The sequence below is a fragment of the Streptococcus tangpeifui genome (genome assembly GCF_044503215.1).
Taxonomy (GTDB): domain Bacteria; phylum Bacillota; class Bacilli; order Lactobacillales; family Streptococcaceae; genus Streptococcus; species Streptococcus tangpeifui.
This window is the reverse complement of sequence record NZ_CP172427.1, coordinates 806,684-826,083: the sequence shown is the minus strand read 5'-3', so window position 1 is coordinate 826,083 and position 19,400 is coordinate 806,684. Positions and strand designations below refer to the sequence as shown.

13 protein-coding genes are annotated in these 19,400 nt (G+C 40.3%); all 13 read right to left on the bottom strand.

Annotation, left to right across the window (positions count from 1 at the left end; all coding sequences use genetic code 11):
- Nucleotides 1-203: 203 nt before the first annotated feature.
- The 13 genes from ACFSN5_RS03875 to tpx all read right to left on the bottom strand — a co-directional run bounded on the left by ACFSN5_RS03875 (nucleotide 204) and on the right by tpx (nucleotide 19,168).
- Complete coding sequence (locus ACFSN5_RS03875; RefSeq protein WP_398601056.1) at nucleotides 204-4,220, bottom strand: glycoside hydrolase family 70 protein; 4,017 nt, start codon at nucleotides 4,218-4,220, stop codon at nucleotides 204-206.
- 219 nt (nucleotides 4,221-4,439) lie between these two features.
- On the bottom strand, nucleotides 4,440-5,789 hold the full coding sequence (locus tag ACFSN5_RS03870) for an Nramp family divalent metal transporter (protein WP_165213349.1): 1,350 nt from the start codon (nucleotides 5,787-5,789) through the stop codon (nucleotides 4,440-4,442).
- Between the two features lie 830 nt (nucleotides 5,790-6,619).
- Entirely contained in the window at nucleotides 6,620-6,964 is a 345-nt protein-coding gene (locus ACFSN5_RS03865; protein ID WP_241154235.1) for a type II toxin-antitoxin system RelE/ParE family toxin, read from the bottom strand.
- A complete protein-coding gene (locus ACFSN5_RS03860; RefSeq protein ID WP_004226602.1) occupies nucleotides 6,954-7,232 on the bottom strand; it encodes a type II toxin-antitoxin system RelB/ParD family antitoxin in 279 nt (92 codons plus the stop codon). Before ACFSN5_RS03860 ends, ACFSN5_RS03865 begins: the two co-directional genes overlap by 11 nt.
- Before the next feature lie 196 nt (nucleotides 7,233-7,428).
- On the bottom strand, nucleotides 7,429-7,578 hold the full coding sequence (locus ACFSN5_RS03855; RefSeq protein WP_165213347.1) for a hypothetical protein: 150 nt from the start codon (nucleotides 7,576-7,578) through the stop codon (nucleotides 7,429-7,431).
- Between the two features lie 543 nt (nucleotides 7,579-8,121).
- Nucleotides 8,122-8,592, bottom strand: coding sequence for a ribose 5-phosphate isomerase B (gene rpiB / locus ACFSN5_RS03850; protein WP_165213345.1), 471 nt, complete (start codon nucleotides 8,590-8,592; stop codon nucleotides 8,122-8,124).
- Nucleotides 8,589-9,239, bottom strand: coding sequence for a ribulose-phosphate 3-epimerase (gene rpe / locus ACFSN5_RS03845; protein WP_165213343.1), 651 nt, complete (start codon nucleotides 9,237-9,239; stop codon nucleotides 8,589-8,591). Before rpe ends, rpiB begins: the two co-directional genes overlap by 4 nt.
- A gap of 70 nt (nucleotides 9,240-9,309) precedes the next feature.
- Entirely contained in the window at nucleotides 9,310-10,050 is a 741-nt protein-coding gene (locus ACFSN5_RS03840; RefSeq protein ID WP_165213341.1) for a DeoR/GlpR family DNA-binding transcription regulator, read from the bottom strand.
- Between the two features lie 64 nt (nucleotides 10,051-10,114).
- Nucleotides 10,115-11,485: a PTS transporter subunit EIIC gene (locus ACFSN5_RS03835; protein ID WP_165213339.1), complete on the bottom strand. Its 1,371-nt coding sequence runs from the start codon at nucleotides 11,483-11,485 to the stop codon at nucleotides 10,115-10,117.
- 13 nt (nucleotides 11,486-11,498) lie between these two features.
- Nucleotides 11,499-12,437 (bottom strand): sugar phosphate isomerase/epimerase family protein, encoded by a 939-nt coding sequence (locus tag ACFSN5_RS03830; protein ID WP_165213338.1) that lies wholly within the window; start codon nucleotides 12,435-12,437, stop codon nucleotides 11,499-11,501.
- A 223-nt stretch (nucleotides 12,438-12,660) separates the two neighbouring features.
- A complete protein-coding gene (locus ACFSN5_RS03825; RefSeq protein WP_398601052.1) occupies nucleotides 12,661-17,289 on the bottom strand; it encodes a glycoside hydrolase family 70 protein in 4,629 nt (1,542 codons plus the stop codon).
- A gap of 615 nt (nucleotides 17,290-17,904) precedes the next feature.
- Entirely contained in the window at nucleotides 17,905-18,498 is a 594-nt protein-coding gene (locus ACFSN5_RS03820) for a restriction endonuclease subunit S (protein ID WP_165213334.1), read from the bottom strand.
- A gap of 175 nt (nucleotides 18,499-18,673) precedes the next feature.
- Nucleotides 18,674-19,168 carry a thiol peroxidase gene (gene tpx, locus ACFSN5_RS03815; protein WP_165213332.1) on the bottom strand — a complete coding sequence of 165 codons (495 nt, stop codon included), beginning with the start codon at nucleotides 19,166-19,168 and terminating at the stop codon, nucleotides 18,674-18,676.
- Nucleotides 19,169-19,400: the final 232 nt, after the last annotated feature.

The window sequence follows — 19,400 nt, the reverse complement described above, 5'->3', positions numbered from 1 at the left end:
TTATTTACATTATCTGCTATTTGAGAAAACGCTTTTTTGCAGATTGCTGAACTCAAGGTCTTAAAAGGGACTTACGTGTCTTCTTTTCTTGTTACAATATCATGACAAAGCTCTTTTTTCTCTAAAAAACAGCCTCCTAACGAGTGAACATTAGAAAATCATGTTCAAAAGTCAGAGACTGTTTTTTTATAAAGGAGATAGGATTACCATCTTGAAGCAATCCCTTGGTTATTGAACCAGTACCATTGGTTATCACCGATATTATACCAACGGTTGGTAATCATGTCACCGGAACCTGCTGCAAAATAACGAAGATTACCGTCCTTATCCCAGATAGCCTTACCCTTAGCTTGGATACCATTATCATCAAAATAGAGCGTTTGGCTTCCAATCTTTTGAAGGCCAGTGACAACACGACCAGCATCATCGACATAAACCCAGTTGTTATCAGCTGTTGAGTACCAACCCTTACCAGCTAAATGTCCTTGATCACGGTCGTAAAAGCGAAGAACTCCTGCTTCATCCTTAGCCGTGCCACCCTTGACTTGGACACCATTAGGCTGGAAGAAGACTTTTTGTCCAGCAATCGTTTGGCTGCCTGTCAAAAGCTTGCCATCCTTGCGATAGCCCCATTGGTTATCACCCAGTGCTTCCCAAGCTCCTTGATTGTTTGGTTCTGGACTTGGCGTATTCCCCATAATCAAATCACCTTCATTGGCATCAAAGCTATAAGTTTTACCATTGATAGTCAGAGTTTGACCCTTGACTTGGTAGCCATAGGCGTCAAAGTAGAGGGTACGATTATCAAGAGAAACGAGACCGACAGCGATGGAGCCATCACCGTTAAAGTAACGCCATTTATCTTGACCGTTTACCTTGAACTCGACAAATCCCTTATTTGTCCAAGTTCGACCGTTATCATCATAATAGTAAGCCTTCTTGCCATCATACCAAACACCTTCTTTGAGCTGCTTACCATTAGGCATGAAGAGGTAGGTAGTATTGCCAATCTTGGTTTGTCCAGTAGCCATCTTACCATTGGCATCGAAATAATACCAGCTGCCAGCAATTTCCTTAAATTGATTCTTGACTTCTTGACCATTATTATCAATATAATGAATACCACCATTCTTAGAAATGAAACCATTAGCTGGAGCTTGTGGCTGACCGTAGGTATTATTGAGATTGGTTGGTAAGAAGAATTGACCAGCACCTAAATTGAGGTACTTATTATTATCGCTGAGAACATATTTAGCCCCACGTCCTAAGATATTAGAGCCGTTGAAATATTTAGCTGACCAGTTAGTAATTTTGACCGATGGGTCAATTGGTTTGCCAGTTGAAATCTGCTTAGTCGTGAAGAGACTTGGATAAAGCTTCTGCAATTCATCCAAGAATTTACCGCCATACTGCTCTTGATAATCACCATAAGTCTTGGTATTAACTACATAAGGTGTCCTGTTAATCGTCGCACCAGCCTTAGGTCTACCGTATTGGTCAACCCGTGTTGCAGTCACGACTTCTTTACCTGGCAGGTTATACATCTGATCCGGTACCCAGTCCGACAAGACCTTAATACCAGCATTATGGAGACCCTTGATAGCATTGGCCAAATCTTCTTTGGAGCCGTACTTGTTATTCTTACTCATAGCCAGATCATAACGGTCGCTAAAAGCATAACCATTCAAGATGACAGAATCCAAGAAAGTGCCATCTTCGGATGATACGTACTGCGGTGCCATTTCAAATTGGGTAATGCCCCATGACTTGAAGAGATCCGCATTCTTAGCAATCACCGCATTGGTGTATTGTTCAGGTGTCTTAGCAAAAGCTTGGAAGTTTGAGAAACCTTCATAGATCACTTGGGAATCCAGAGCATCACTTTGAGTATAGATATTGGAAGAATTATTGCGATTGGTGTTAGGAGCTACACGAACATCTTGATTGTCAGCGGCACCCACGGGTACCCAAACCTGAATCATTCCTGAGACTTGAACATTAGCAACGCTGCGCAGTTCAGAAGCGCTGAAATTCAAACGACCCTGCCCATCAGTATATTTGTACTGATTGCTGCTAACATCACTATCATTAAGATAGGTTGCAATTCCATCCTTAGTTGATAAAAGAAGAGGGCGGTAGGCCTGATTCTTATGAGCAGCACCCATATCAAGCGTCAAACCATTATAGGATTGGAAATTAGGCTTATTATTAATCAGGACAGCCATGCCAGAAGTGCGAGTTTCTGCTGTCCCAGCATCAATAGCAGTATCGGCTCCCTTACCATAACGCACAGAGGTTAAGATACCGCTGCCCCAGCCTTGTACATACCCAGCTGTTTGACCGCCAGCCACATATTTAATGCGTGCCTTGAGCAACGTTTCAATGGCATCATGGAATGGCGTCTTAGTTTCCATGTACTGACCATCGTCGGTGTACATATCACCATAATAGACACGAGTTACCGTATCCTTATTTTGTAACATCCAAGCATAAGCCATTGGCAAATTATTTGGATAGTACTGCTTATCAACAGCCTTCATATCTTGATTGTAAATATCAAAGGCCTTATTTAAATCATCTAAAGTAATATTGGTCAGGCCATCGGCGTTCGTTTTCCCCAGACGTTCCCGAATAATTTTCGCAATTCGCGTTTGGACTTCGGAGTCATGGGCACGAATAAAGACATAGTTTGGAACTGGATTACCATTTTTAGCATACCGGCGATCCTTCAGACCAACTTTAGGTAACAGGCTGATGTAATCATTCCCCCGTTGACTGGCCGGATAAGCAAAGGCTGCCAGCATATAGCTACGTTGTGAATTATCAATAGACAGCGAGAAGTTGTTCTGATCCTTAACATAGTCATTATCATTACCCGACCAAGCCTCTAAAATAGATAAATGATCAATGGCATTCTTTTCATTTTGATCAACGCCGTATTTAGCCTTGTAGTAATCCCGCTGAATCTGCAGGAGATCGGCGTCAACATTATCAACTGCATCGACCCGAACTCCGTCGAAATTAGCGTTCTTATCTCCCATGACAATCTCACCCCAGTTCATGAGGTAGTGGAAATGATTGAGCTGTTCTGCTTGAACAACTGGGTTGGAATTATCAACATCGTTGGCCAAGAGCAATTCATAACCAGCATAGTTAGTTGTGAAATATTTTTGTTTACCCGTTTGGAAGGTTGGGTTGCGATTGAGCAAACGCCAATCAGAATTAGCATGAGCCGTTGCTTCGTTATTGCTAAAGAGCAAGGCTCCACCCTGCAGGTGATCCTGATTAGGATAAACGGTTGGATTTTCAGAGGCAAGGCTCCATTGATTTTGCGATTTAACAAATTGCGACATCTTGTCACGCAGCCAAGCTGTGCTGCCTTCCGAAGCAATTTTCTTTTCAATAGCCGCCTGAATCGTTTGGACGGCTGTCTCAAGATTCGCTGAGTTTGGTGAATAGGAGCCTGAAATCAAACCTTCCTTGACCCAATAATTAGCGTAAGCAGCTTTAGTAGCTGCATCAGGCCACCAAGTCATCAGGACAGGACGCATGTCTGATTCAGTACTAGTCTGCCAACTTTCTCCATTCTTTAAAATCTTCCGTGGACGATACCAAGAATCAGCCGTCACATAATTGTCAACCGTTTCAAAACTAGAAACATCGTTGGTGAAGGCTTGATTATTAGCCGCATAAGTATCTGGTGCTACCTGATTATCATTTTGATTAACCTGTGGTGTTTCGGCCTGAGCCTGACCAGTCTGAGCGTCAAAATAATAAGTCTTGCCATCAATCACGGTTGAATAATTTTTCAAACGCTGACCGTTAGCATCCACATAGTAGGTTTGGCCATCCACATTTTCCAAATGACCTGGCTGGTCGCTAGTTTGAGGAACAGCTTGGCCGTCTGTTGCAGCATCTTCAGCAGTCTGAGGCTCGATTCCTCCCGCCGGTTGATTAGCACCAGCATTATCGCCTGCTGGACTTGTTTGAGCATTCGCAAAATTAAGACCAGTGAAAATTCCACTTGGAGTATCGAACTTATAGTCAGTAGGCTCTTTAGGAATCAAGTGGGCAACTTGAGTATTCCCTCCGTTACCATCAGTCGTGTCAGCAGCAACAACCTGCCCACCTGCTAGAAAACCGACTGCAAAAGTGGTCACACCGATAGCTACCCATTGCTTTTTAACCTTATGCAATTTGTAGCGCAGATTTTTTTCCATGAATATCATTCTCCTGTAAAAATAAAAGTTATTTGATAATTTTAGTTTTGATATCCAAACTATTTTAATTATCAATTTATTTTAACATGAAATTAAATTATTCTGGACCTTTATTAAAAAATGTCATCTTTTTGTAAGCATCTGGTAATTATAACGGTTTCTTTAATTTTAAATGTAAAAACGGCTGAAAATCTTATTGTTCAGCCGCATTACTATTATTTAGAGTAAATCAATAATTAATTTGATATTGAGTAGGGTCAGTATCAAGGCAATACCATAGGCTAAAATAGTATTCCAGCGAGCATTACGATGCTGCCCCATTAATTCCTTGCTGGAGGTGAAATAAATAAGTGGAAAAATTGAAAAAGGCAAGGCTAGTGACAGAAAAACCTGTGAATAGACAATTAGCTGATCCAACACCTTCTCCTTGCTCCCCCAAATTAAGGTAGCCAGAATGACTGGTAAGAGAGCCAGCAAACGGGTAACTAACCGAATAAACCACTGAGGCAATCGCAGGTGAATGAATCCCTCCATGACAATTTGGCCAGTCAAGGTTCCTGTAATCGTCGAGTTTTGCCCACTCGCCAAGAGGGCAATCGCAAAGAGAGTTGACAAGAGACCGCTGGCAACACTGCCTGCAATGGACGGATCTGCCAAAGCATTATACATCTGAGCAAAAGCCGAGATTTGGCTGGCATGGCCATAAAAAAGGGCAGCACCAAGAATCAAAAGTAAGGAATTAACGATAAAAGCAAGGCTTAACTGAATATTTGAATCCCAAGTCATAAAACGAACGGCCTGTTTAACAGAGTCTGGATTCTCATAATCCACCCGTCTGGTTTGTGAAATTGACGAATGAAGATAGAGATTGTGAGGCATGACAGTTGCTCCAATAATCCCCAGTGCCAGAGTCAATTTACTATTGTCCCCAGTTTGATGAAGATCGAAGATAGAGGCAGACGGAAGAAATCCTTTGAGAATCCCAGAGATACTTGGCTGAGAAATAAGTGTTAAATAAAGGAAAATCAACAAAATAGTTAATATTAAGGTTGAAACAACCGCTTCAATCTTACGAAAGCCCAACTTCATTAGACTCAATAAAATGAAAACATCCAAAATCGTTATAAAAATTGAAAGCATTAAGGGCCAGCCAAAAAGCAAATGGAGAGCAATCCCAGAACCAATAACCTCTGCTAAATCAGTCGCCATCAAAGCCAACTCAATAACCACAAATAAGATATAACGCAACCACTTAGGAAGATGATTGGCTGTGGCCTGAGCCAAATCCTGACGTGTGACGATTCCTAACTTCCCCGCCATCTGTTGCAATTGCATTGCCATGAGAGACGAAATCAGTACGACCGATAGGAGCAAATATTTATAACTGGCACCTCCGACCACGCTGGTAATCCAATTTCCGGGATCCATATATCCTACTGCTACTAAAGCGCCCGGTCCGATAAAAGCCTTCAAAGTTCGCCAAAAAGAAGCACTTTCAGGCACGGCAACACTTTGATTAACCTCACTCAATGAACGCCTATTTCTTTGATTTTTCTTTTGATCTTTCAAGAGAAAACTCCTTTTCTATTTTTTAATCGGGTTCATTATAGCAAAAAACAGAAAATTAAGCACGCTTAAAAAGTAAATAAATGCAACCAAACTTTTAATGCCCGACCATAACTTCACGATAGCATCCCTGACTCTACAGCTGATTGCTAGTTTTAAACATGAAGTGAACACACCTATAATAGTGAGTACTCTTAATGCCTTTCTTAACAATCGGCTTGCGCGCTAAGTTTTAATCCCTTTTAATATGACTACTGGTACAGAAGTCTCGGAGACACACTTATTGATTCGCCTTCCCAAGTCGTCTCAGATGGCACAGGTAGTAGCTTACTCACACCTGCTCCAAATACCAATACTACTTTCTTGTAAACGGCCATTCCTCCTGCCAGACAGCACTTTTTCTTACCAATCACTTCCTATAAATCACTATCAAACTAAGTGACACGTCACAGACAGCTTAAACTATCAGTGGATAATTTAAGATTGAAGATAAGGCAAACAACAACTTATTGAAGTACGAACAAATCAATGTCAAATAACGCACCCTCTTGATTTTAAAAGAGTATTAGCTAATTGAATTGACTACAAGCCCTCTTCTTCTATATGCAATTACACAGTCGCTTTTAGCAGTTAGCTCGCTTCTTTTAAGCATACAAAAACTCCCTTCATAGCTTCTAGTGAAATTTCTGTTTTTCACTGTCCACTATGGGGAGTGTATCAAAGTACTTAAGCTTTTGTTAATTGCCTTGATGAAAACTCTGAACTTTTGGTTATCTTCCTGGTGCTTAATCGTATGATTTTTAGTATCAAAGACAAAAATAATCTTCTACCTCCTAGTTATGTTTTAACAGTTTCATATAATCACTCTTAGTAGAAAACAAATAGATAATATTAACAACTAAGTTATTATCGTCAATAGTATAGAGCGCAATGTAGTCCTTTTTTAATGGCATTCCTCTCGTGGTCATGTTTTCTGTGATAACTCTACCAAACTTCTTATCGGCGTTAAACCCTACTTCTGGAAACAATTTGAGGATTTCCATTCCTTTCACCAATTGGGACACGTAGCGCTGAGACGTATCTTTCGACTGCGACTTTTCCAAAACATAAGCTTTAACCTTCCTTAGCTCGGTCGCAACCTGCGAAGCATATTTAATCTTATAAACCTTAGATGTCAAGATAGTCCCTCAATTCCTCTTCGGTATAATATTGGCCAGCTGCCATTTCAGTTAGACTAGCTTTGACTTCCGCCTGCAATTCTCTAAGTAAACGCTCTTTTTCCAACTCTTCAGGCGAAGGAAGATCCACTTCTCCTGTGACAGCCACATTTGTCAAAAAAGTCCTAAGAGCACCCGTGAGACTGTAGTTATGTGCTTTAAAAACATCTCTAGCGGATTGGACGATAGCCGCATCTGTTTTAAAGGCAATATTGATTGGCTTAGACATAAAATACCTCCTAGTAGTTCGTGAACTTTTTTCGTGTCTTTATTATATCATAATCTTTAGTGACAACAAATTAAAACTTGGCACATCTATCTCTCAGAACACATCGCTCACATATTATAAATCCCAATCGTCTGTCTTCAAATGCATTTTCAGCTGGAAATAGTTGGCTGAGGACATAGGCTATATGGGGTTGGAGCTAATCATCGTATCTCTCGTAAGTCTGCTTTTGTGTTGGGCGCTGCCAAGAGGCTAATAGGCTTGAACTTCTTGCCACAATAAATTTAACAGCAGCATCTGTCAGTTCACCAGATTGCCCGGCACCTGACTTCCCCCGTTCCCCGCGCATGCAGGTAAAACAGATTTTGGAAAATATTTCTAACCAATTGATCAGGATCACCGATCATCCCTGCGTGTATGGGTAAAACTTTTCAAATGTTATTTACCCTTAATAATCCGCAGGATCACCCCCGCATGTGCGGGTAAAACCAGCTCAAAACGCCTTTTATCATGGAGACTTTGGGATCACCCCCGCGTGTGCGGGTAAAACAAAGACTAAAAGAAAATTTCTCAAGGCGCTCACTTTTAGTGACCTATCTGCCTTCACTCTAGTTATCAACAATTGACCTAGATTACTTCATCCATCCAAAAAAGCTGTTTGAGCTAGCTCAAACAGCTTAATGATGCAATCTGTTGCACTTCTTTTTGAATAAGTGCTCCCTTGTCAACTCTTCCACCAAAGGCAGGCCCACTTTTCCTGTGATGATAATATTGGGTCAATAAGGTTCCATGAAACTATATAGTTATACACTTTAAAGACTGCCTAGCAGATTGTTTCAGAATCAGTCTTAAAGGAAAATATTAGTAAGTAGACTTAGATACAAATACTCCTTCATAGTTCGTGATTTTTTTCCGCATTTCTTTGATTTTCAATCTCTGAAATCATGTCTAATCTAACTTGATGACGTCCACCTTCATATTCTGCAGTCAACCATTCATCCACAATCATTTTAGCTACTTCTAGTCCGACTACACGGGATCCAAATGCTAGGACATTCGTATCATTGTGTTGACGAGATAGTTTAGCCGAGTAAGGCTCGCTACAAATCACACAACGGATTCCCTTAATTTTATTGGCTGAAATACCAATACCAACCCCGGTACCACATATAAGGATACCCTTGTCAACTTTATTAGCAGTAACGGCTTCAGCTACGGCTTTCCCAGACTCAGGATAATGAAACCGTTCTGTACTATCTGTCCCGTAGTTAATGACCTCATAACCGTACTTATCTTCAATATAAGTTTTGATGGCGCGTTTATATTCTACAGCGACATGATCGTTTCCAATACCAATCTTCATAACTTTTGTAACTCCTCTACTAACTCTGTATAAGATCTTTCTTTGCCAAATAAAGCGCTGGTCCCTAAAATAAAACCATCAGCTCCAATTGTACTTAATTCCTTGATAATATCTGGGCTGCAAGCACCATCAATCATAATCTTATAATGGTAGTCTGATTTTAAATCAACCAGCTTTTTTATTTTTTTCTTAGTAAAATCGATAAATTTTTGACCCGCAAATCCTGGATTGACAGTCATAACCAGTACATAATCAACTAATTCTAACATTTCACTGACTGTCTCAATACTTGTATCAGGATTAAGTGCCAAACCAGCTAATTTTCCACAATCTTTAATATGACTGAGCGTTTTGATAACATAGCGCTCACTTTCTGGATGAATATAAATTAAATCAACGCCTGCATTGATAAACCAATCCACCTTATTTCCGGGGTTTTCAATCATTAAATGACAGTCAATTAGCTTATCCGTGTATCTTCTAATAGTGCGTATATCATTAATTCCCATGGTTATATTTGGTACAAACTCACCATCCATAATGTCACAGTGGTAAATATCTACACCGGCTTGGTTCAAGTCTCCAACTTCTTTTTGTAAATGACTAAAATCAGCGCACATCATGCTGGGACACAATAACTTCGTCATAATACCCTCCTCTTTTAGCTAAAAAACAGCCCTAAATCAGTATTAGGACTGCTATCCAAATTAGTTAATATTAATCCGCTGCTATAATGGTGGAAACCTTCCCAAGACTATCATCCCAACTATCTGATACGATTGTGACATTTTTTAAATCAAAAGCTTTGACATTGGATAAATTATGAAATTTAGTACTGTCACACAAGAGATAGACTTCATCGGCATGTTCCCGTACCATTTTCTTTTTCGTAGCTTCCACAAGTGTTGGAGTAGTCACTCCAAACTTTTCATCAACACCATTAACACCTAAAAAAGCTTTACCAAAATAGATACTCTTCAAATTTTCCTCAGTCAGAGCACCGCTGACAGAAGAGTTTATAGGATTGAATTGACCACCCAATACGATAACCTCTGCTGCAATGCTGTCGGCAACTCCGAATATATCAGTATTTGTCGTATAAATTGTGATTTTTTTATCCAGAATTTTTCTAAATAATCCTGAGCAGGTTGAACCGGAATCAAGATAGATAACATCACCATCATGAATCTGTTTGGCTGCTAGATTAGCAATCTTATCTTTTTTATCACTGTAAAGTGTGTTGCGCATGGTAATTGGAATCTCTCCCACCGTTGACATCAATTTGATGGCACCACCTGACAAGTATTCAATTTTATTGTTCTTTTCAAGCTCTTTTAAATCACGTCGCAATGTTGAGGAGGAAACTTTTGGAAACACGGATTGAATTTCATCAAATTTTACTAATTCAGTATCTTTTAACAGACCTAATATTTTTTGTTGTCTTTCGTATGGAATCATCTTACATTTACCTTCATTTTGGTAATAATGATACCATATTCAGAAAATTATTTCATGCAGGTAACTAGGCTAACTGGTCATCTCTATTTGTGAAAATAAAACCTAGAACCGCTCCAACAAGGGCAGATATTCCCAGCCCGATAACACCATTAATAACATTAGCATTGCTCTCGATAAACGCAGGGAAGGTCGTCACACTGCCAAATACAAAAGCGTTAGTAACGACTTTTGTCAACCCTAGATAGGCTCCGCCAGCTGCACCTGCAATAATTTGTGCCAAGAACAATTTTTTGTTTTTGACAAGCATACCAAATAAAGTAGGTTCTATAATTGCCGATAACGCAATGGTAATGACGCCTGTCATTGCAAAATTTTTAAGGTTTTTATTCTTTGCCTTGAGCCAAACTCCGAAGGCTGTTCCAATAACAGCAAAGTTACAGGCAAAGGTCAGAGGACAGATGTAATCATAGCCATTTTGAGAAATATTATTAATCATGATAGGGTTGACAGCCCAATGAATACCAAAGCTGACCAAGACACTCCAGCCACCGCCAACAAGGATACCTGTCAGTACACCACTGCGTTCAATTAACCAATTAACAACGTTAGCAATTCCTTCACCGCTGTAAACACCAATCGGACCAATAACAATGACGGTTAAGGGCACCATAATGGCTAGAGAAACCAAAGGAATCAGAACAAGCTTGAGGGTTTCTGGAATATGCTTGTCTAACCACTTATAGAGGTAAGAGTAAGCCCAAATCGCAAGTATGATAGGAACAACCGTTGAGTTGTAATTCATCAAGACAACTGGGATTCCAAAAAAGCTCGTTGTAGCACCATTACCTGTCTTTCCTAGCAAGGATAAAAAATCCGGATGTAATAAAGCAGCTCCAATTAAGGCTGAAATGTAGGGACTGGCTCCGAAACGTCGTGCAGAAGAAAAAGCGAGCAAGACAGGAAGAAAGTAGAAGACTGCCATAGAAGCAGCAAATAAAATGCTGTAGGTACCGCTTTTATCACTAATCAAACCCAACTGGACACTTAAAATAAGCAAGCCACGTAAAATTCCCGATCCAGCTAAGGCCGGCAGTAAAGGTGCAAAAATTCCTGATATAGCAGAAAAAATCTGACTGATAATACTGCCGCCTTGACCTGATGATTCGTCCAAAGCATTCTCTGTACTGCCTTTTACAAGTATTTCAAATTCGTCATAAACATGCGGTACTTCTGTACCAATCAATATCTGATACTGCCCAGCCTTATTGACAACATCCACAACACCATCTACGGCTTTAACAGCAGCATCATCTGCCTTGGATGGGTCTTTCAAGTTTAGACGTAACCGTGTAGCACAGTGGGTCATATTAGAGATATTTTCTGGTCCGCCAATATTCTCTAGAATCCCTTTGGCAGTTGCTTTGTAATCCGCCATAATAATCACCTCCCTAGTCTTTGTTTCCCTTTAAGAACGTTAACATTAATTTATTAGCTGCAATAGCATCATTTTTATCGATAATATTTTGGATATAATCCATTCCGACTGTATCAATTAATTGATCCATATAGGTAATCATAGCCACATTTCTTTCTGCCTCTTCTACTGCAGGTTCAATAACTGGGAAAGTATCAAAATAGACGACTCCCTGATAATCGTACTTTTTCAGGTAGTACAAAAGTTCTAACGTTTTAAAAGGTGATGCTGTTCCAATCATCAAACCGTCATCAGCAACACCATAGCCGTCATTCGCATGAATACCATACAGCTGCCCCCTACTGCCAAAAATATCTGCAGCAAAAGCAGGATTTTCATGCTTCATAAGCATGTGGCAGTAATCCAAGGTAACACCAATATTTTTACGATTCACTTCATTCAGCAGCATCCCAGTTATTCCCATACTGTCAACAAAGGCATAGGCTCTCTCTTCATACGGCTTATATTCAATACTAATTTTTAAATCTGGGGCATAATCACAAATTTCTTGATAGGCTTTAACTAGCTGGTCCCAAACCTTGCGATAATTGATTTGAAAGCTATAGTCAAATCCATCAAACCCCAGCCAAATGGTGATAACTTCTCCGCCTATTGCTCGGCAATAATCGACTGCTTCCTTACATAACCCAAGCGCTTTAGCTGCAACAGCAGGATCTGCGTTGCCTAGTTCGCCATTAATAAAATCATCCCGAAACCTAAGCGCAAGTCCATTCAAAACAAGGTTATGCTTGTCTAAAAGGTTTTTCATTTCCTCAGGAGAAACACCCTTAGTATGCTCTGGATAATTGAGATCAACATAGCCTAGACCAGCTGTTTCAAAATCTGAAAAAGTTTTTTCCAAATTGTAACCGTCTCTCCTCAGATAGGAATTAATCCTTGTCGCTAATTTCATTTATTTCCTCCTAATTATTAACTTCGCCTATATTCTAGCACTAAAAGAAAGCGATTTCAACAAAAATTATCATATTTTTTTATTTTTTTTCATATTTTATCATATTTTTCCATCATTCTATCTATTAGCACAAAAACAGCTGCTACTTATATTAAAAAAGTCGCCATGCCTAAGCATAACGACTTTTAAGATTTCAGCTGCTTAAACAGCCTAGTTTCATAGATTATAGATTAGTGGCTGCACCATCATTGCCGAAGTAAATCCATTGATCGTTGATACGAACAAAACGGTTTTTAGCCATATTACCTGAATCAACATCAAAATAATAACTACGGCCATCAATAGCTACCAAAGCACCCTTAACTTGTTTACCGGTTGTAGGATCAAAGTAGAGGTCTTGATTGTCAATGAAACGACGACCTTTGGCTAGATTACCCTGAGCATCCGCATAATACCAAGCATTGTTGCCAGTTGTAAAGAAGCCGCCGACCTTCTTATCGCCTGAGTTGAGGTCGTAATAAGAAGTGTTGCCTTGGCCATCGGTGACAAAGTCACCCTTAACTTGAATACCGGAATTAACATCAAAGTAGAGCTGTTGACCATTAACTGTTACAGCACCCTTGGCTTGTTGACCGGTTACGTCATCGAAGTAGTACCAATGACCATCCATTTCCTTGAAGCCTTTAGCAACATAACCATTTTCATCGGCGTAGAACCAAGCGTTGTTACCAGTTGTGAAATAACCGCCGACAACCTTATCACCAGAATCTCCACGGTAGTATGACGTATGGCCAGCACCATCGTCAGCAAAACCACCCTTAACTTGAATACCGGAATCCTTATCAAAGTAGAGCTGCTGACCATTGACTGCTACTGCACCCTTGGCTTGTTTGCCTGTTGTTTGATCGAAGTAATACCACTGATCTTGATTTTCAGCTACTTGCTTGAAACCTTTGTAAACATAACCATTTTCAGCATAGTACCAGTCATTGCCGTTGGTTGTGAAGAAACCACTCGACTTCAGGGCGCCTGAGTTGGCGTCATAGTAGGAAATCCGACCTTGGGCATCAGTAATAAATTGTCCTTTAACCTGAACGCCCGTTTCTGGATTGAAATAAAGAATTTGATTGTCAACTGGGTATTGTCCCTTGACAGCATTACCGTTACCATCCATGTAGTACCAGTTATCACCATCATTGACAAATTTATTCTTAGCCATAGCACCATTATCTTCATCGAAGTAATGGGTACCCTTATCATCAGTCACAAATTGACCCTTGGCTTGGAAGCCATTTTCGTCAAAGTAGTAAGTTTGACCGTACATATCTCTGTAGCCTGTAGCCATAACATTGTTGGAATCAAAGTAACGGAAGACAGTCTTATTAGGGTTAGTAGCAGATACGAATGGATACCAGTTATCACCCTTATAGAGGATACCAGTCCGACCATAGTAGTATCTGTTACCCTTCTCATCTTGATGGATAGCATCCCGCAATTGGATACCATTTGGCAAGAAGTAATACTCATTACCATCAGCAGTCTTGTAGGTACCTGTTACCATGTGACCATCTTTATCAAAGTAGTAATAATGACCACCTTCATAAACAAAGCTATTGACAGCCTTGTTACCTGCTGTTGAATAATAAGTCATACCAGTGCCATCATAGTAGAAACCAGTCTTAGCATTTTGGTCACCTGTCAGACCTGCCGGTAGGAAATTACCAGCTGCATCAACCTTGAAGTAAGTGCCAGTAGCATCATCACTAAGGACATAACCAGCCCCTTTTCCGAGAACATTGGTACCATTGAAGTATTTAGCTTCCCATTGTTTAATCTTGGTTGATGGGTCAATTGGCTTACCGGTTGAAATCATATTGACTTCAAACATGTGAGGGTATTTAGCCTTGAGTTCATCAAGGAAGGCACCGCCATACTGAGCTTGGTAATCCTTACCGCTGCTCTTAGTATTCGCAGCATAGAGAGTATTATTCACAAAGGCATCGAAGGTTGGTTTACCATAGTTATCAGTCCGCTTAGCTGTCACCACTTCTTCTCCAGGCAATTGATAGACTTGGTCTGGAACCCAGTCAGCGATAGCTTGGATACCATTAGCATGCAAGCTCTTAAGAGCATTAGCCAAGTCTTCCTTAGAACCATATTTGTTATTCTTACTCATAGCAAGGTCATAACGGTCGCTGAAAGCATAACTATTTTCGATGATAGAATCAAGGAAACTACCATCTGTGGCTGATACATACTGAGGTGCCATTTCGAATGATGTGATACCAAGTTTCTTGAAGAAGTCTGCATTTTCAGCAATCTTCTTATTTGTATAATCAGCATCTGAAGCTGCAAAATCTTGGAAGTTTGAGAAGCCTTCGTAGATAACTTGTGAATCAAGAGCTGCGGAACTTTCAAAGGTCAAACGATTTGGTCCTTTGTCAGCTGTACTTGCTGCAACACGAATATCTTGTCCATCTTTGGCACCAACTGGTACCCAAACAGCTAAGTAACCGCTCATATCAACTGTTGAATAGCCTTTAATATCATCAGCAGTGAAGGTTAAATTACCGTCAGCATCAGTATATTTAACTAGACTAGTATCAGAATCTTTGAGATAAGATTTAACGCCATCATTAGTTCCCAAAAGCAATGGACGGTAGGCTTGGTTGGCATGGGCTTTACCCATATTTACCTTAAAGCTATCTCCGCCAAGGTTGAGATTAGGATCATTGCTGACCAGGGTCACCATACCCGAAGTGCGGCTGAGATCCGTTCCCTGAGTATCATCAGCAGACATGATGTCTTGACCAAAACGAACAGAAGCCAAAACTTTATTGCTGCCATTCACAGTATGAACCTGCTCATTTTGTCCACCAGATACATAGGCAATCCGCCCTTGCAGCATAGTGGTGATGGCATCATAGTAAGGTGTTTTCTTAGCCATGTATTGGCCATCATCTGTATAGAGGTCCCCATAGTACACCCGTGGCACAGATTCCATATTACTTAAAAGCAGGGCATAAGCCGCTGGCATATTATAGTGGGTGTAGGTCTTGCTGACCTTGTTCATGTCTTCGTTATAAATCTTGAAAGCATCTTTCAACTGATCCAAAGTAAAGGTATAACCATCAGTATTGGTATCAATTTTTTCCTTGATAATCTTAGCAATAACAGTTTGCACTTCTGAGTCATGTGCCCGAACGAAGGAATAAGTTGGAATAGAATCACCGTAAGCACGGTCATCACCACGTTCCTTGTTAACAGAATCAGATATGATACTTTCAAGACCGACCCGTTGACCTGGTTGCTTAGTCAGGACGGCTAAGGAAGTCAAACGAGATTGGTTATCAATAGACAGAGCAGCTCCGTTTGTATTGGTATTGTACCAATTATCATTGCCAGACCAAGCTTCTAGAATAGAAAGATGTGCCAGAGCGTTGGCTTCTTTTTGATTAACCTTATAGTATTCTTCGAAGTAATTGGTGTAAACTTGGAGCAAGTCGGCATTAACATTATCAACGGCATCAACCCGAACTCCATCAAAGTTGGCATCCTTATCATTGAGTACAATCGAGCCCCAATTCATTAGATAATGCAGTTGGTTGAGCATTTCAGCTTGAACTACTGGATTAGAGTTATCGACATCATTAGACAGGAGGAACTCATAACCACCCATACCATCTTCATCAAAATACTTCTGTTCACCCGTTTGCATAGTAGGAGTGCGGTTGAGCAGACGATAATCAGAGTTAGCCCAAGGAGTCAAATCACTATTGGTGTAAAGCAAAGCCCCGCCTTGCAAGTGATCGCTCTTGTTAAAGTTTTCGGTGCTCATATTCCACTTGGATTGCGTTGCTACAAAAGCCTTGATAGCAGTGCGAAGCCACTCCGTGTTATTGTCACTGGTAATTTTTTGTTCAATACGCGTTTGCACCAGCTGAGCTGCCTTATTCAAAGCTGTTTGAGAAGTCTCATTGGTAAACTCTTCATTACCAGCCCCCAAATACTTAGTCATATAGTTGAGATAGGCAACTTGAGTGTCCTTATCAGGCCACCAACTCATCAAAACCGGACGCAAATCATTTTCATTTGATGCTTCCCATGTTTGACCGTTGCGCAGAATCGAAGCAGGACGGTACCATGAGTTTGCCGTCAAATAGCCATCAACCAACTCAAAGCTCTTAGCGGTTGAATCGTAAGCCTTGTTGTGACTGGTAAAATCATCAACGATATTTGTCAAGCCTTGAGAGAAAGAATAAGTCGATGTTGACGAAAGGGCACCAGTATCACCATCGAAATAAAGCATTTGTCCATTGACAGTAATGGCAAAATTCTTCTTATAAGAGCCATCCGCTTGAACATAATAGTACTTGCCATCAACTTGCTTGACATTATCAAGCGACATAGCTGCTGTCTTTTCTTGTTCAGAAGGCCCCGCTTGCTGTTGGTCAGCCGCTGTCGCAACATTGGCTGCATCTTGACGTACAACTGCTGTGCCATCTGTCGCAGGCGTTTGAGTTTGAGCTTGAGCTTGGTCTGCTGCTTGACCTTGATCAATTGCCTGTTCAGCAGTTGCTTGATTTTGTGTATCAGCTTGGTTTTGATCTGCTGCTACTGTTTGATCGGATGAGGCTGAATCATTAACTGTATTAGCATCGTCGGCTTTAGCCTGATTTTGCTGTCCAGATTCCTCTACCGCCGCTGTCTGTGCTGCTGTATCCGTTCCGGTATTTTCCTCAGCTGATACTGTACCAGCACCCACAAGTGTTACCAAACCGGCAGTGGCTACTGCGATAGTCACCCAATGTTTCTTAACCTTGTGAAGCTTATAATGTAGCTTTTGTTCCATAAAAAACACTCCTATAGCTATTAAATTAAACTGTGTTGTTATTAAACCTTAGAAGAATGTCATATAACAACATTTTCTATGATAGCACTTTCATATTTAAGAATGAAGAAAGTTAGATGTCAATTTTTTTGATAATTATATCAAATCAGTGACATTGCAAATGTTTTACTTTCATAAGATTTTCAAATCAATTATCTTTAGCTTTCATAACATAAACAAACACTTTCTGAAAGCCTTTTTTAGTTATCTATAACGATTTCACAACTACAGGGTGGGCTAAAGTCACTAGTAGTAAAAAGCTCCTATCCTCAAAGATTTGGGATAGAATGTCTTAACTAAATGACACTGAATAAAAAGGTTTTCAGTTTAGCAATACTTTGTTATCACTTCCTGTTTTGTGATATAAAACCTCAAAAAAACGAACAAAACTGGAATTTCCACTGTTAGAAATCCAACTCTGTTCGTTTTTTAATTTTTACCATCGGGTTTGTTTTACGAAGCCGAGACATACCATACGGCCATGAGCGACACCCTCATGAGCTGATCCGTTCTACTATCATATTTTTTGTGTGAAAGTGCAGTAGTACCTATACCTGCCTGTCTCAACTCCAATGATTAATAGAGGTTTTTTTCAACTTCTTCCTTGATATATTGCCATTCCTGCTGAGCTCTTGCTATCTTGCGTTGATAATCAGCCCGTCCCCTGTTGGCATACTGGACAAGATAGTCTTGCTTAACCAGAGGAATCTGAGGGATAGGAATTTCCAAAAGCTGGGCAGTCGAAATATTCAGAACACCCTTGCCATGGTCGGCTGTATCCAAAAGAGCCTGTCCCACCTCTGATTCTAAAAAGAGCTTGAGATAAAAACCACTGAGGGTCTCACTAGGGCGTAAAACTGTAATATTAGAAGATGCCACCACTGGAAAAAGCTGCTCCTCAAAAACAGCAACCTTTTTAACAGTTCCTTTAGAAGCGACTAAAACATCACCAGTCTCTAACAAGTACTTCTGTAACTTCTCTATTTCCTCATCAAAAGTTTTGAGGTTTTGATAATCGATTCCAAACTCTGTCATATCCGACAAATTAATATAGCTAACACGTCCAGGGTCAGCTTTACTAGAAACAGCTTTCCCCTTAAAGGCTCTTGCTACTTGTCCCAGTGGCAGCTTCTCCACTTGATTAGCCAGATAGTCTTCTACCAGCCTCATGGAACTCCTCCTTCTCCCTACGTTTTCATGGAAGTTATGTGAAAGCGTATCATTCTTCTGCTATATCATACCCTAAATTATCAAGAAAAGCAAAAAAAGGCTAAAAAACAGGTTGTTTAAGCAGCCAAACCATAATCAACTTAGTTTTTTAGCATTTTTAACTAATCGGTATCAATCACAAAGCCTGAACAGCAGCAAGAGCTGCCTGATAATCCGGCTCTGAATTAATATTATCCAGATATTCCGTATAAGTCACTTGGTTGTTTTCGTCAAGCACTAAAACGGCACGCGCCAGTAAGTGCCACTCCTCCATCAAAACCCCATAAGCCTTACCAAAATCATTATCATAATAATCCGAGAGTAAAACAGCATCGTCTAAACCTTGGGCTCCGCACCATTTTTCTTGAGCAAAAGGCAAATCAGCTGAGATGGTAATGACTACTGTATCAGCCATATCTGAAAGCTCCTTATTAAAAGTTCTGGTTTGGGTCGAACAGAGACCCGTGTCAATAGAAGGTACAATACTCAGAACTTTTTTCTTCCCAGCGAAATCTGACAGAGATTGCTTCTTCAAATCCGTTCCTATCAAAGTAAAATCAGGGGCGGTATCTCCCACCTGTAGCTGGTCATCTATAGCCACTGTGACTGGTTGTCCTAAAAATGTTGGCATCGTTATCTCACTTTCTAGCCGTTTCCATACCCTTTGAAAACCAAAACGATAGATCGCTGCAAACTGAACATACCTACGTTTTTGCGAAAATAAATAAGTTTTCCTTGAATCTTTAAATTAATGACTCTGTGTCAAACTTCCTAAAATCTTTGAAACGCTTAACAGCTTTGTATCTTAATCTCAGCTTACCCTACCAAAGTACTGGTCGCACCTTGTCTACTTTTGATTTTCT

Excerpts from the sequence above, each read along its gene's own strand:
- ACFSN5_RS03875 (WP_398601056.1), bottom strand. The coding sequence starts at position 4,220 with ATGGAAAAAAATCTGCGCTACAAATTGCATAAGGTTAAAAAGCAATGG.
- ACFSN5_RS03860 (WP_004226602.1), bottom strand. The coding sequence starts at position 7,232 with ATGTCTAAGCCAATCAATATTGCCTTTAAAACAGATGCGGCTATCGTC.
- ACFSN5_RS03855 (WP_165213347.1), bottom strand. The coding sequence starts at position 7,578 with ATGCGCGGGGAACGGGGGAAGTCAGGTGCCGGGCAATCTGGTGAACTG.
- rpiB (WP_165213345.1), bottom strand. The coding sequence starts at position 8,592 with ATGAAGATTGGTATTGGAAACGATCATGTCGCTGTAGAATATAAACGC.
- rpe (WP_165213343.1), bottom strand. The coding sequence starts at position 9,239 with ATGACGAAGTTATTGTGTCCCAGCATGATGTGCGCTGATTTTAGTCAT.
- ACFSN5_RS03840 (WP_165213341.1), bottom strand. The coding sequence starts at position 10,050 with ATGATTCCATACGAAAGACAACAAAAAATATTAGGTCTGTTAAAAGAT.
- ACFSN5_RS03835 (WP_165213339.1), bottom strand. The coding sequence starts at position 11,485 with ATGGCGGATTACAAAGCAACTGCCAAAGGGATTCTAGAGAATATTGGC.
- ACFSN5_RS03830 (WP_165213338.1), bottom strand. The coding sequence starts at position 12,437 with ATGAAATTAGCGACAAGGATTAATTCCTATCTGAGGAGAGACGGTTAC.
- ACFSN5_RS03825 (WP_398601052.1), bottom strand. The coding sequence starts at position 17,289 with ATGGAACAAAAGCTACATTATAAGCTTCACAAGGTTAAGAAACATTGG.
- ACFSN5_RS03820 (WP_165213334.1), bottom strand. The coding sequence starts at position 18,498 with ATGAGGCTGGTAGAAGACTATCTGGCTAATCAAGTGGAGAAGCTGCCA.
- tpx (WP_165213332.1), bottom strand. The coding sequence starts at position 19,168 with ATGCCAACATTTTTAGGACAACCAGTCACAGTGGCTATAGATGACCAG.